13 protein-coding genes are annotated in these 13029 nt (G+C 61.6%); 10 read left to right on the plus strand and 3 right to left on the minus strand.

Annotated features, from left to right (window positions below):
• Positions 1–2 precede the first annotated feature (2 nt).
• Entirely contained in the window at positions 3–1013 is a 1011-nt protein-coding gene (gene moaA / locus GY791_16085) for a GTP 3',8-cyclase MoaA (protein MCP4329947.1), read from the minus strand.
• A 119-nt stretch (positions 1014–1132) separates the two neighbouring features.
• Between moaA and GY791_16090 the strand changes: the two genes are divergently transcribed.
• Entirely contained in the window at positions 1133–1441 is a 309-nt protein-coding gene (locus GY791_16090; protein MCP4329948.1) for a hypothetical protein, read from the plus strand.
• Between the two features lie 9 nt (positions 1442–1450).
• Here the strand turns inward: GY791_16090 and GY791_16095 are convergent, their stop codons facing one another.
• Positions 1451–2098, minus strand: a complete 648-nt coding sequence (locus GY791_16095; GenBank protein MCP4329949.1) for an alanyl-tRNA editing protein — start codon at positions 2096–2098, stop codon at positions 1451–1453.
• A gap of 30 nt (positions 2099–2128) precedes the next feature.
• The gene (locus tag GY791_16100; GenBank protein ID MCP4329950.1) at positions 2129–4201 is read right to left on the minus strand and encodes a 4Fe-4S dicluster domain-containing protein; all 2073 of its coding nucleotides are present in this window, start codon (positions 4199–4201) and stop codon (positions 2129–2131) included.
• 168 nt (positions 4202–4369) lie between these two features.
• On the opposite strand from GY791_16100, the gene GY791_16105 reads away from it, so the two are divergent.
• From GY791_16105 to GY791_16145, 9 genes are all read left to right on the plus strand, one after another.
• Positions 4370–4915 carry a DUF3305 domain-containing protein gene (locus GY791_16105; GenBank protein ID MCP4329951.1) on the plus strand — a complete coding sequence of 182 codons (546 nt, stop codon included), beginning with the start codon at positions 4370–4372 and terminating at the stop codon, positions 4913–4915.
• Positions 4908–5495 (plus strand): DUF3306 domain-containing protein, encoded by a 588-nt coding sequence (locus GY791_16110; GenBank protein MCP4329952.1) that lies wholly within the window; start codon positions 4908–4910, stop codon positions 5493–5495. Before GY791_16105 ends, GY791_16110 begins: the two co-directional genes overlap by 8 nt.
• 248 nt (positions 5496–5743) lie before the next feature.
• The gene (locus tag GY791_16115) at positions 5744–6355 is read left to right on the plus strand and encodes a molecular chaperone TorD family protein (GenBank protein MCP4329953.1); all 612 of its coding nucleotides are present in this window, start codon (positions 5744–5746) and stop codon (positions 6353–6355) included.
• A gap of 75 nt (positions 6356–6430) precedes the next feature.
• Complete coding sequence (locus GY791_16120) at positions 6431–6628, plus strand: twin-arginine translocation signal domain-containing protein (protein MCP4329954.1); 198 nt, start codon at positions 6431–6433, stop codon at positions 6626–6628.
• A 28-nt stretch (positions 6629–6656) separates the two neighbouring features.
• The gene (locus GY791_16125) at positions 6657–9530 is read left to right on the plus strand and encodes a formate dehydrogenase subunit alpha (GenBank protein MCP4329955.1); all 2874 of its coding nucleotides are present in this window, start codon (positions 6657–6659) and stop codon (positions 9528–9530) included.
• 11 nt (positions 9531–9541) lie between these two features.
• Positions 9542–10138: a 4Fe-4S dicluster domain-containing protein gene (locus GY791_16130; protein MCP4329956.1), complete on the plus strand. Its 597-nt coding sequence runs from the start codon at positions 9542–9544 to the stop codon at positions 10136–10138.
• 135 nt (positions 10139–10273) lie between these two features.
• Positions 10274–10477, plus strand: a complete 204-nt coding sequence (locus GY791_16135; protein MCP4329957.1) for a hypothetical protein — start codon at positions 10274–10276, stop codon at positions 10475–10477.
• A 67-nt stretch (positions 10478–10544) separates the two neighbouring features.
• Positions 10545–11633, plus strand: coding sequence for a formate dehydrogenase subunit gamma (locus GY791_16140; protein MCP4329958.1), 1089 nt, complete (start codon positions 10545–10547; stop codon positions 11631–11633).
• 42 nt (positions 11634–11675) lie between these two features.
• Entirely contained in the window at positions 11676–13010 is a 1335-nt protein-coding gene (locus tag GY791_16145; protein ID MCP4329959.1) for a c-type cytochrome, read from the plus strand.
• The last annotated feature ends 19 nt before the right edge of the window (positions 13011–13029 follow it).

Below are 13029 nucleotides of genomic sequence, written 5' to 3' on the forward strand. Positions count from 1 at the left end.
GGTTAGCCGCCGGTCACGCTCATGTGGCGACCGACCGCGGGGCCGGTGTGGCGCCGGTCGATGACGAAATCATGGCCCTTGGGCTTGCGGCCGATTGCCTCGTGAATCGCCGACACCAGAATATCGTCGCCCTCGCTGGCGCGCAGCGGGGTCCGCAAATCCGCCGCGTCCTCTTGTCCGAGGCACATATATAGAGTGCCGGTACAAGTCAATCGCACGCGGTTGCACGATTCGCAGAAGTTGTGGGTAAGCGGCGTAATGAAGCCGATCTTGCGGCCGGTCTCGCCGACGGTGACGTAACGCGCCGGCCCGCCGCTGCGGTAGTCGATGTCGGTGAGAGTCCACGACTTCTCGATCTCGGCGCGTACCATCGACAGCGGCAGGTACTGATCGAGCCGCGATTCGCCGCCGATATCGCCCATCGGCATGACCTCGATGAAGGTGAGGTCAAAACCCTCGGCACCGCACCACTCGATGAGTTGGTCGAATTCCATGTCGTTGACGCCCTTGAGCGCCACGGTATTGATCTTGACGCCGAGCCCGGCCTCCTGGGCCGCGGCGAGACCCTCGCGCACCTTGTCGAGTTTGCCCCAACGGGTGATTTCGGCAAACTTGGCGTCGTCCAATGTATCGAGCGAGACATTGATCCGCCTTACGCCAGCGTCGTAAAGATCGCCGGCATACTTCGACAATTGGCTGCCGTTCGTCGTCAGCGTCAGTTCTTCGAGTTTACCCGTGTCGAGGTGGCGTCCGAGATTGCGGAATAGGGATGTGACGTTGCGTCGAACCAACGGCTCGCCGCCGGTAATGCGCAGCTTGCGAACGCCCAAATGGACGAAAGCGGTGCACATCCGGTCCAGTTCTTCCAATGTCAGCAGGTCCGCCTTGGGCAAGAACGTCATGTCCTCGGCCATGCAGTAGACGCATCGAAAATCGCACCGGTCCGTCACCGATACACGCAAATACGTGATTGGGCGTTCGCAAGGGTCGATAAGTGATACGTCGTCGGCCATACCCTCTCCGCGGCGCGCTTCAACAATTCTTACCGGTTCGAAGGGCCGGCCATACCTGACTTGTGCCCGGCGGGTCGCGCTGTCACCCCGGTTTCCGATTAGATATAGTGCGCAGCATCATGGGGCAAGCGGATAAGGTCGGTTTTCTCGATACCGGATGGGCACGTGGAACCGCCGTGCTGTGCGCCGTGGCGGCGGCGGGCGCGCTGGCCTATATCCACCGCGCGGATCTGTGGCCGGCGGAAGACGTCGGCGCCCTTGAAGACGTCGCCTATCGCCAATGTTTCACCGAACGGGCGGTGGACATCGATTCCATGGCCGCCGAAGGGACGATCAGCGGCCGCCAAGCGCTTCAGTTCAAGGCCCGCGCCGTAGCGATGTGCCGCGACCTCGCCGGCGGCAACAACCAGACACCTCCCGGGCAATAATCGAGACTCTCAGATCGGGTCCTTGACGTAGATCTCGATGCGCTCCTTGCCCCGGCCAATGTTCTTGCGTTTGAGCGATATTTCACCGACTTCGCTTGTTCGCCTGAGGTGTGTGCCGCCGCAGGCGACCGGCGGGAACTCGCGGATCTGCCAATAGCGCCGTTCGGTCGCCGCATCGCTGAACGCGCTGACGATTGCTTGATCGGACATCACGATTGCCGCTGCCTGTTCGGCGAGCGTCGCAAGGTCCATGGACAGGTTATCGTCCCAAGCGAAATCGATGCGTGCCTTATCGGGCGCGATGTGGGCGCCAATTTTTTCGATTGCCTCGAATCGCCGGTAAGCGAGCTCCAATACAATTTCAGCCGCGAAGTGCAACCGCATCAGCCGGTAGCGCCGCGCCCACTCGATCTCGATCGTGACCGGGTCGCCGACGCGGAGGCCGTGATCGCTGTCGAGCGTGTAGACGATGTCCCGGTCACGCCTGCGGGCGCGGGTAACGCGGTGGCCGGCGATGGTACCGGCATCGCTCTCCTGACCGCCGGACTCGGCGTAGAAATTGGTCGCGGCGACCGTCACGTCGAGGTCCTCGACGCCGGTGACCCGCGTCTCGAGCCGCGTCAGATAGGGGTTCTGCCAGAAAATTTCCTCGGTCATCGATTGATCGCACGATCGGAAACGCGATCCCTAGTCCCCGTCCTCCCCCGCTTCGTCCTTGCGCTGCGAGAGCAGGTCTTGACGCGCCTTCTCGATTTCGGGTTCGCGGAGATAATCCTCGGTGGTACGCACGCGCGGCCGCGGCGCCCCGCCGAACGGGTCGTCGCCGGCCTCGAACTGCACGATGACCCGGCAATCGTCGCACATTTTAAGCCGTTCGGTCGCCTGCGCGTCCTTGAACATGGCGTGGCGGCCGCCGAGCTCTTCGACGATGCGTTCGATCGAACTCTTGGTGCCGAAGGGTTTGCCGCAACGGACACAGTTAAAGGGCTCCTCTTCCTTGACGACGAGGGCACGCCGGGCCTCCTCGGTGAAGTTGAACCGCGGTTGCAGCGAAATTACCGATTCGGGGCATGTCGATTGACACAAACCACACTGGATGCAGGCCGCCTCCTGAAAACTCAGCTGCGGCCTATCCGGGTTGTCGATAAGCGCCCCGGTGGGGCAGGCGCCGACACAGGCGAGGCACAAGGTGCAGCCTTGGGTGTCGACCGAAACGTGGCCGAACGGAGCGCCGTGGGGTAGTGGCAGCAGATCGATCGGTTCCGGCGCATGCTTGTGAAGATGGTCCAACGACAGCGTGATGACGTTGCGCTTGTTGCCCATGGCAAGGAACGTGCCCGGTGTCATGGGCGCCATTTGCGGCTGCGCATAGAGCGCCGCCTCAACCGCATCGGGGTCGGTTTCATCGAGAACGGCGACCCGCCCGCCGCCGTAACCGAGACCACTGGCCGCCGCTTCGGCAAGGCCGATCTGGCCCGCCAGCCCGCTGAGTTCGTCCCGCCGTCGCGGCGGCACCAGGATGAACACCCGCTCGGCACCATAGGCGAGTGCTGCCGAAAGAAACTCAAAGCCGATCTGAGTCACTTCGTTGACCGCGAAGGGAATAACGCGCGCGGGCAGACCGCGTCCGAACCGCGACATCATCGAAATCAGTTCGCTGCCGTATTCACCGTCATGGACCAAAAGAGCCGGGCGCTCGCCGCCTGCCTTATGATAGGCGGAGAGCATAGTCCGCAGCCGCTCGAGCACGATCTCGAGCGGCGGCAACGCATAGGAAGCGGCTCCCGTCGGGCAAACGCTGTGGCACCCACCGCAGCCGCCGCAGATATAGGGATCGATTTCGACATGATCGCCGTTTGGCGCAATGGCGCTCGCCGGACAAACGTCGAGGCAGCGCGTACAGCCGGTCTTCTCGCTGCGTGAATGGGCGCAGATTTCGGGTGTGTAGGTGACGTAACGCGGCTTCTCGAATTCGCCGACCATGTCGGTGAGTTCGAACAGCACCCGTTGCACAGCGACCGGGTCATTCGGGTCCGGCCGGAAATAGCCGTCTCGCTTTTCCGGCGCCGGGAACAGTGAATCGCCGCCACTCAAGTCGAGGATCAGATCACAATTCGAGGCCGCGCCGTCGCGCGAATCATGAAACGCCAATTCCTGACGCGAAGAAACGATCATTGGCGCGTACGAATTGACGACGATTTCGAAGGCGCCGAGATGGCCGCGGGCGGATGCGATGGTGCCGGCAAAGATGGGAATGTCCATGATTGCCGGTGGAATCACCGCGCCCGGTTTCGACAGCAGCAGGGTGACGTCGAGCCGGGAAGACAGCTGGCGCGCCGCCGCCAAAGCGACCTCGTCACGGCCATAGACCAGGCAAACACCCTCGGATGACATCGATACCGACGGCGCGCCCGGTACCGAAATGGTCGCCTCGGCCAGCAGCGCCGCGATTTTCGGCGTCGCCGCGCTTGCTTCCGCCGACCACCCGGCGTTTTCGCGGATATTGGTGAAGGTTATCGGCGTTTCGCTTTTGCCCTCCATCGCCGTCTCGCGAAAGAGGGGCGATTCCTGGGTGCAAGCGACGACCACGCCGCCGCCGTCGCCCAGCGCGTACTCGAAATTTTCGATCTGTGCGCGGCACAATTGGGTATGGATCGTGGCCGCCGATTGGGCACCACAGGCCTTGGCCAGCTTGTTTCCGTCGAGGGTCATCGTCGCTTCGCAGTCGCAGACGAGAACCTTCTTGCCGCCGATCTCCATAATCCTCCCTTCGGCCGATTTCTTTCTTTGGCCGTTGCGTCATGCGACGCGCCGCCTTAATTAAAGCGGGTCGCACCGGGAGTCCATCGCCGCGAAGCAGAATTGTCGGCACCAGCGGCGGCGACCGCGACCAGGCGAAATGGCGAAGCGAAGCGGCCGGAGAATTGCATGACCGTTGAACGCATGATCAGCATGCCAATCGGCATCGTCGTCGAGCGCCGCGAGCTCAATAACCGGTGGCAAAAATATGCGTGGCGTCCGGTTGCGATCATCCCCGGCGCGCCCGAATCCGAATATTGGAAGAGGCTGCGCAAAGGCGACGGTTGGGCCCATTATCATGCCGCGACTTTGCCGCTGGAACTGCATCGCCGTGAAACCGAAGCCTACAAGGTTGCTCTGTCTGCCAACCCGCCGTCGGTTTATGTTGTCATGCGCGAGGCGCTGGAAGAGGCCGAGCACGATTTCTTCCCGTTTCTGGTCACGGCGTCTCCCTATGAGGCGCAGGATTATCTCGACAGCGGTGAGGACATCGTCGAAGGTGTGCCGATGGATCGTGGCTTGGTCGCCTGGGTGCAAGCCTTCGTCGATCGGCATCACGTCGACCAACCCTTTCATAAGCGCAAACGCAAACCTTACGATCCGCGTAAGACGGGTTTCGATCGCCCGCCGACAACACCGGTGACGAGGGGCGGCGACGGGAGTGACGATGGTTGAGGACGATGCCTTTGTCCGCCGTTGGACGCGACGCAAGGACGCTGTCCGGCGCGAGGAAAGCGACCCGGCAACGCTCGAGTCACCGGAAGGCACCGCGCCGGCCGCCGGCGAGATCGATGAGAACACCGCGAATTCGCAATCGGACGTCGCGCCCGAAGACTTGCCCGACATCGATTCGCTCGACGAACAATCCGACTACCGGGTGTTCATGAAAGAGGGGGTGCCCGAGGAATTGCGCACCCGAGCCCTGCGCAAGCTGTGGCGGAGCAATCCGATATTCGGCGAAATGGATGGCCTCGATGAATATTGCGAGGACTTCACCGACGCCGCCCTCGCCGTCAAGGGGTCGCTGAAATCGATCTATAAGGTCGGGCAGGGCTACGCGAAGGACAAAGCGCCGGCGGTTGCGGATGCCGAACTGGAGGAGCCCCGGGAACCGACGATAGAGCAAGCCGATGTCGGTGCAACCGAGGCCGCGGAGGCCGATGAGGAAGCACCGACCGAAGTCGAAAACGCGACAGTAGCGGAGAATGCCGATACGGGAGAAAACGACGACTCGGACGCGATAGAAAAATCGTGAACGATATTGCGATGCAATATGGGCAAAATGCACTCAATCTTTCATGTGACCATACGTAAGTTTGATGTTTTTCCGAGCTGCCGATAACGCTCAGTTGTTCGCAGTTGCGCAATAATGTTGCGTTGCAATAGCCTAAGTTTGAATTAATTCTAGACCCCGCCCCAAGCCGTACTGTACCTTGTGAATCGCCGGTGAAAAAAAGACAAAACGTCGGCGAGAAGATGAATTTCTGGGAGGTAGGTACCCCGATGACCAAATCGGGCAGCTCGGTCGCTCACGTCATAACAGAAGAAGACGCGCTACGTGTTCATTATTATCGGTTCCTGGGGCGCCTTTTGGCGATGCCAGCTGATCGTGACGTGCTCGCCGTGGCCGCCGGTCTCGAGGGCGACGATACCGATATGGGTCAGGCCCTCGGCGCGTTGGCGGCGATCGCGCGCGGGGTAACACCGTCCGACGTCAAGGACGAATACAACGCATTGTTTATCGGCCTCGGCCGCGGCGAGTTGATTCCCTTCGCGTCGTACTATCTGACCGGGTTCCTTCACGAAAAGCCGCTGGCGAAATTGCGTGCCGATATGGACCTGCGCGGGATCGCGCGCGCCAACAATGTTAAAGAGCCGGAGGACCATATCGCCGCGGTCTGCGAAATGATGGCGGGATTGATTGGCGGCGATTTCGGTGCGCCGGTCGATCTCTATGGGCAGCGAGATTTCTTCGTGACCCACTTGTCGCCATGGGCGGGGCGCTTTTTCGAGGACCTCGAGGCGGCGGAAATGGCAAGATTCTATATGCCGGTTGGAACCATAGGCCGGGTCTTTATGAATATCGAGGCAACTGCATTTGAGATGGTGAGCTGACGCGAGATCGTGGCGATCGCATCGGCTTATTCACTGTAGCCGCGTTTAGACGAAGGTGAGAGCAAGGTGGAACAAATGAGCAAGAAAGAGATCACATCGATCAAGCGACGCGACTTCTTGAGAGCCGCCGGACTCGGCGGCGTTGCCGGCGCCGCGGCGGTGGCAACGGGGATTGGTTCGGCCGAGGCGGCGACGCCCGACGAACTCAGCGGCGGCGGCGGTTATCGAGAGACCGCGCACGTCAAGAAATACTATGAACTGGCGAAATTTTAACGCCCGCGCGAACGGTTAGGAGAGACCAATGCTTACAAAAAAGGTCAACGGAACAACAGGCGGCGCGCGGTTGACGAAGTCGCTCGCGGGCCTGACCGGCGGTGCCATCGATCGCCGCACGTTCCTCAAGCGCTCCGGCCTGGCGGCCGGTGGCATTGCCGCCGCTTCGACGCTTTCCGGCGGCATGGTTGCCAAGGCGCAGGACATTCCGGGTCCCGGTGCGCGGCCCAAGGAACTGATCAAGAGCGTTTGCACGCATTGCTCGGTCGGCTGCACGGTCATTGCCGAGGTCGAGAATGGCGTCTGGACCGGTCAGGAGCCCGGCTTCGACAGCCCGTTCAATCTCGGCGCCCATTGCTGTAAGGGCGCCGCGGTGCGCGAACACGCCCATGGCGAACGTCGCCTGAAATACCCGATGAAGCAGGTCGACGGCAAATGGACCAAGATCACCTGGGAAGAGGCGATCAACGAGATCGGCGACAAGATGCTGTCGATCAAGGAGGAATCGGGCCCCGATTCGGTCTACTGGCTGGGCTCGGCCAAGCACAGCAACGAGCAGGCCTATCTGGTCCGCAAGTTCGCCGCCTTCTGGGGCTCGAACAATGTCGACCATCAGGCGCGGATCTGTCATTCGACCACGGTCGCGGGTGTCGCCAACACCTGGGGCTACGGCGCGATGACCAACAGCTACAACGATATCCACAACAGCCGCGCGATTTTTGTCATCGGCGGCAACCCGGCCGAAGCCCATCCGGTGTCGCTGCTCCATCTGATGAAAGCCAAGGAGCGTAACAACGCGCCGCTGATCGTCTGTGATCCGCGGTTCACCAGGACGGCGGCACATTCGGATGAATACGTCCGCTTCCGTTCCGGCACCGACGTGGCGTTGATCTGGGGCATCCTCTGGCATGTCTTCGACAACGGTTGGGAGGACAAGCAGTTCATCAAGGCGCGCGTCTGGGGCATGGAACAGATTCGCGACGAAGTGAACAATTGGAACCCGGAAGAGACCGAGCGCGTCACCGGCGTGCCGGGCTCGCAGCTCAGACGTGTTGCCCGGACGATGGCCAACAACCGTCCCGGCACCGTGATCTGGTGCATGGGTGGGACCCAGCACACCAACGGCAACAACAATACGCGTGCCTACTGTGTGCTGCAGTTGGCCCTCGGCAACATGGGCGTCTCGGGCGGTGGCTGTAACATCTTCCGCGGCCATGACAACGTTCAGGGCGCGACCGACCTCGGCGTGCTGTGCAACACCTTGCCGGGCTACTACGGTCTTTCCGAAGGGGCCTGGAAGCACTGGTCGCGTGTCTGGGATGTCAACTACGACGACATGTTCAATCGCTTCGCCTCTCAGGAGCTGATGAACGCCAAGGGTATCCCGGTGTCGCGCTGGGTCGACGGCGTTCTCGAGGCCAAGGAGAACATGGACCAGCCCGACAATGTCCGGGCCATGGTCTTCTGGGGCCATGCGCCGAATTCGCAGACCCGCGGTCTCGACATGGTCGAGGCGATGAACAAACTCGACATCCTGGTCGTCATCGATCCCTATCCGACGGCAACCGCGGTCATGCACAACCGCACCGACGGCACCTACCTTCTGCCGGCGGCGACGCAGTTCGAGACCTATGGCTCGGTGACCGCGTCGAACAGATCGTTCCAGTGGCGCGACAAGGTCATCGAGCCGATGTTCGAGTGCAAGCCGGACCATGAGATCGCCTATCTCCTGGCGCAAAAGCTCGGTTTTGCCGACGACATGTTCAAGAACATCGAAGTCAGCGGCACCGAGCCGCTGGTCGAAGACGTGCTGCGCGAGATCAACCGCGGCATGTGGACGATCGGTTATACCGGCCAGTCGCCGGAGCGCCTCAAGAAGCATATGGCCAACCAGCATACCTTCGACCGCACGACCTTGCAGGCGAATGGTGGGCCATGCGACGGCGACTATTACGGGCTGCCGTGGCCGTCTTGGGGACCACCGGAGATGAACCATCCCGGGACGCCGAACCTCTACGACATGTCGAAGCCGGTGGCCGAAGGTGGTCTGACCTTCCGCGCCCGTTTCGGGGTCGAACGGGACGGCGAGAACCTGCTCGCCGAGGGCGCCTATTCGGCGGACTCGGAGATCAAGGACGGTTATCCCGAGTTCACCATGGCGATGCTCAAGCAGCTCGGCTGGGACGGTGACCTGACCGATGACGAGCGGGCCACGATCGAAGGCATTGCCGGCGACAAGACCAACTGGAAAGTCGACCTCTCGGGAGGTATCCAGCGGGTTGCGATCAAGCATGGCTGTGCCCCGTTCGGCAACGCCAAGGCCCGTTGCGTGGTCTGGACCTTCCCCGACCCGGTGCCGACCCATCGCGAGCCGCTCTATACCCCGCGGCGCGATCTTGTTGCCGATTACCCGACCTATACCGACCGGCAGATGTACCGTCTGCCGACCCGCTATATGTCGATCCAGGAGCAGGACTTCACCGCCGACTTCCCGATGATTCTGACATCGGGTCGAATCGTCGAATACGAAGGCGGTGGCGACGAGACCCGGTCCAATCGGTGGCTCGCCGAATTGCAGCAGCACATGTATGTCGAGATCAATCCGTTCAACGCCAATAGCCTTGGCATCAAGGACGGTGACATGGTCTGGGTGCATGGGCCGGAAGGTGCAAAGGGCAAGGTCATGGCGATGGTCACCGAACGGGTCGCCCGTGACGTGGCTTTCATGCCGTTCCACTGGGACGGTCACATGGAAGGGGTCGATCTCCGCGACAAGTACCCGGCGGGAGCGGACCCCTATGTCCTTGGCGAAGCCAGCAACACGGTACAGACATACGGCTATGACTCGGTCACCAACATGCAAGAAACCAAGGCGACCTTGTGCCGCATCGAAAAAGCGTAGGGAGCTGAACCATGGCACGAATGAGATTCCTTTGTGATGCCGAGCGCTGCATCGAATGCAACGCTTGTGTCACGGCCTGTAAGAACGAGAACGAGGTGCCTTGGGGCATTAACCGGCGTCGCGTCGTCACGCTCAATGACGGCCAGCCGGGCGAGCGGTCGATTTCGGTCGCTTGCATGCACTGCTCCGACGCGCCGTGCATCGCGGTCTGTCCCGTCGATTGCATCTATCAGACCGAGGAAGGCGTGGTCCTGCATTCGAAGGACCTTTGCATCGGTTGCGGTTATTGCTTCTACGCGTGCCCGTTCGGCGCGCCGCAATATCCGCAGGCAGGCAATTACGGCAGCCGCGGCAAGATGGACAAATGCACCTTCTGCGGTGGCGGACCGGAGCCCGACAACAGCGCGGCCGAGTTCCAGAAATACGGTCGCAACCGACTCGCCGAGGGCAAGCTGCCGCTTTGCGCCGAGATGTGCTCGACAAAGGCGCTCTTGGCCGGCGACGGCGACATCGTTTCCAATATCTATCGCGAACGTGTCGTGGCCCGCGGCTTCGGGTCCGGTGCATGGGGTTGGGGCACCGCCTATCAGCTCAAGGCCGGCGGTTGATCGCTACGTCTTAGCTAGAAAGGGGAGGCCCGAAAGGGCCTCCCCGTTTTCTTGTGACATTGCTCGTTGGGTGGCGATATGTTTCGTGGGTGGGGCTCCATGACGTAGGGCCGTCCGAGAGATGAGGCGTGGAAAATGACGGCGACCGGAAGATCAACTCTCTTTGTAATTGCATGTCTGGTGACGGCCGGGCTCGCGCTTGCCGGTTGCCGGGAGGACGAGCAGAACCGAACGATTTCGCTCGAGAAGGGCGCCTACCCGGATGACAAGCCGGCGGCGCTCAGCGCCGAGCAGGTCAATGAACTGCGCCATCGCGCGCAGAACCAAAATGCGAACTAGACGGGAAAGCATAACCATGCGGCGCAGCAATAATTTCCGTAGGGCCCTCGGCATCGTCGGACTGATCATGGTCGTTGCCTATGCGGTAGCGGTCGGTGTCGGCGGTTCCTTGCTTCTCGATCCGGTGGCGCAAGCGCAACAGGGCGCCGTTCCCGGTGGATCTTCCGGAATCACCAGCGACGCCGAACTCTGGCGCGAAATGCGTCAGGGCAAGGCCGGCAACGTGTCCGTCCCCGACAAGAAAGCCGGCGTGCTAATCCAGTCCGAGGGCGAGAACTGGCGCGCGCTACGCAACGGACCGATCGCCACCTATGGTGCCTGGGCGCTCCTCGGGATGGTGATTGTGTTGGCGTTGTTCTTCGCGCTTCGCGGCCGAATCAAGATCGAGGCCGGCGCCAGCCCCAACCGGATCTTGCGTTTCAATGCGTTCGACCGCTTCGCCCATTGGCTGATGGCATCGACCTTCATCGTTTTGGCGCTGTCGGGTCTCAACATGCTCTATGGGCGCCATGCACTGAAACCGCTGATCGGCCCCGACTCGTTCGCCACCATCACGCTATGGGGCAAACTCGCGCACAATTATCTCGCCTTCGGATTCATGGCCGGTCTCGCCATGGCCTTCGTCCTGTGGGTGGTCCACAATTTCCCCAACAGGTACGACCTCATCTGGGTGGCGAAGCTTGGCGGTTTGTTCTCCAAGCATTCCCATCCGCCGGCCAAGAAATTCAATGCCGGGCAGAAACTGATATTCTGGATCGTCGTTCTAGGCGGGCTGTCGATAAGCTTGTCGGGGATCATTTTGATGTTCCCATTCCAGACTCACCTGTTCGCCGACACCTTCGCCATCGTCAACAGTATCTTTGGAACTCAGTTGCAGACCGATCTCACTCTGCTCCAGGAGCAGCAATTGGCCATGCTCTGGCATGGCGTGTTCAGCCAAGGGCTGATCGTAGTCATTCTGGGGCACATTTATATCGGCACAATCGGCATGCAAGGCGCATTCGATGCCATGGGTTCGGGCGAGGTCGATGAGAATTGGGCCCGCGAGCATCACAGCGTCTGGGTCGCCGAGGTCAAAAGCGAGCAGGCCGCTGCCGAAGAAGCCCGTCGCGGTGATGCCCCGGCATCGCCTGGCAAGGCCCCGCAGAGCGCCTGAGCGCCGCGCCATGACGCCGGCTGAACGCGCCCGATTGGGGCCGTGACCGGCTCCCGTCGTCGTGCCACGGTCGACCGCTGCTTCTTGGTGGCGGTACTGCTGGCGTTCTCGTGGTCGGCGGAGACCGGGGCCGACATGATCGGTCATGGCGGACCGGTCAAAAGCGTGCAGGCTATGCCGGACGGGCAGCGCGTGGTTTCGGGAAGTTTCGATTACTCTGTAATTTTGTGGGACCTCGGTTCCGAGCGACCGATCGAAACCTTCGTCGAGCATGACGGGGCGGTCAATTCGGTGGCCCTGTCGCCTGACGGCGCACGCGTCCTATCGGCCAGCGACGACGGTACGCTCATGTTGCTGCGCCTTTCGGATGGGGCGGTTCTGCGGCGCTTCGAAGGCCACATCGGCAAAGTTTCCTCGGTCGCGGTATCGCCCGACGGCGCGCTCGCCGCGTCGGGGGGCTGGGATCGGATGGTCCGGCTTTGGGACCTGGCATCGGGAAAGGCGGTTGGTGAGATTGAGGGTCATGACAGCAACGTCAACGCCGTCGCGTTCTCCCCCGACGGCAGCCGCCTGTTGACGGGCAGTTACGACACCACCGTTCGCCTGTGGTCGGTCGAAGACGGCGCCCAGGTATGGAAGCAGCCCGGCCATGATTTTGCCGTCAACAGCGTCGTCTTTACGCCGGACGGAAAGTTGGCCGTCTCGGCGAGCACCGACGAAACCGTGCGCATTTGGTCGATCGAAACCGGCGAAGCCTTGGCCAAGCTCGAAGGGCATGAAGGCTCGGTCTTGGCGGTCGCGGTGGACAAGGAAGGCCGCTACATCGCTTCGGCCGGATTTGGCGGCAGGATCTTCCTGTGGGATCTACCGCAACGCGCCTTTATTCGCGCCCTGCGAGGCCATCGCGGCCCGGTCTGGACGCTGACCTTCGCTGCCGACGGCGAACGCCTGATTTCGGCCGGTGCCGACGACCTGATCAAAGTGTGGGACGTCCGCAGCGGCGCCTCGTTGGGTCTCGAAGCCAAAGCGCCGGAAACATCCGATGCCGTCGCCGAAGCCGGACGCGGTGCCGCGCTGTTCCGAAAATGTGCCGCCTGTCACAACCTGACCGCCAACGGAGGAAACAAGGCCGGTCCGCCGTTGCACGGGTTGTTCGGCCGTCGTGCCGGGTCGGTACCCGGCTATCGCTACTCCGAGGCCCTGCGCGACAGCACGATTATCTGGTCGGACGCGACCATAAACGCGCTGTTCACCGAAGGTCCGCAGGAATACACACCCGGGTCGAAGATGCCGCTCCAGCGCATGCCAAATGACGACGACCGGATGGCGTTGATCGAATATCTAAGAGAGGCGACCGCCGTCGACGGCGCGCAATGATGTTTCATAGTGACACGAG

The sequence above is a fragment of the Alphaproteobacteria bacterium genome (assembly GCA_024244705.1).
Classification (GTDB): Bacteria; Pseudomonadota; Alphaproteobacteria; order JAAEOK01; family JAAEOK01; genus JAAEOK01.

What these genes read in the sequence shown, in the direction of transcription:
- moaA (MCP4329947.1), bottom strand. Translation starts at nt 1,013, where the DNA reads ATGGCCGACGACGTATCACTTATCGACCCTTGCGAACGCCCAATCACG.
- GY791_16090 (MCP4329948.1), top strand. Translation starts at nt 1,133, where the DNA reads ATGGGGCAAGCGGATAAGGTCGGTTTTCTCGATACCGGATGGGCACGT.
- GY791_16095 (MCP4329949.1), bottom strand. Translation starts at nt 2,098, where the DNA reads ATGACCGAGGAAATTTTCTGGCAGAACCCCTATCTGACGCGGCTCGAG.
- GY791_16100 (MCP4329950.1), bottom strand. Translation starts at nt 4,201, where the DNA reads ATGGAGATCGGCGGCAAGAAGGTTCTCGTCTGCGACTGCGAAGCGACG.
- GY791_16105 (MCP4329951.1), top strand. Translation starts at nt 4,370, where the DNA reads ATGACCGTTGAACGCATGATCAGCATGCCAATCGGCATCGTCGTCGAG.
- GY791_16110 (MCP4329952.1), top strand. Translation starts at nt 4,908, where the DNA reads ATGGTTGAGGACGATGCCTTTGTCCGCCGTTGGACGCGACGCAAGGAC.
- GY791_16115 (MCP4329953.1), top strand. Translation starts at nt 5,744, where the DNA reads ATGACCAAATCGGGCAGCTCGGTCGCTCACGTCATAACAGAAGAAGAC.
- GY791_16120 (MCP4329954.1), top strand. Translation starts at nt 6,431, where the DNA reads ATGAGCAAGAAAGAGATCACATCGATCAAGCGACGCGACTTCTTGAGA.
- GY791_16125 (MCP4329955.1), top strand. Translation starts at nt 6,657, where the DNA reads ATGCTTACAAAAAAGGTCAACGGAACAACAGGCGGCGCGCGGTTGACG.
- GY791_16130 (MCP4329956.1), top strand. Translation starts at nt 9,542, where the DNA reads ATGGCACGAATGAGATTCCTTTGTGATGCCGAGCGCTGCATCGAATGC.
- GY791_16135 (MCP4329957.1), top strand. Translation starts at nt 10,274, where the DNA reads ATGACGGCGACCGGAAGATCAACTCTCTTTGTAATTGCATGTCTGGTG.
- GY791_16140 (MCP4329958.1), top strand. Translation starts at nt 10,545, where the DNA reads ATGGTCGTTGCCTATGCGGTAGCGGTCGGTGTCGGCGGTTCCTTGCTT.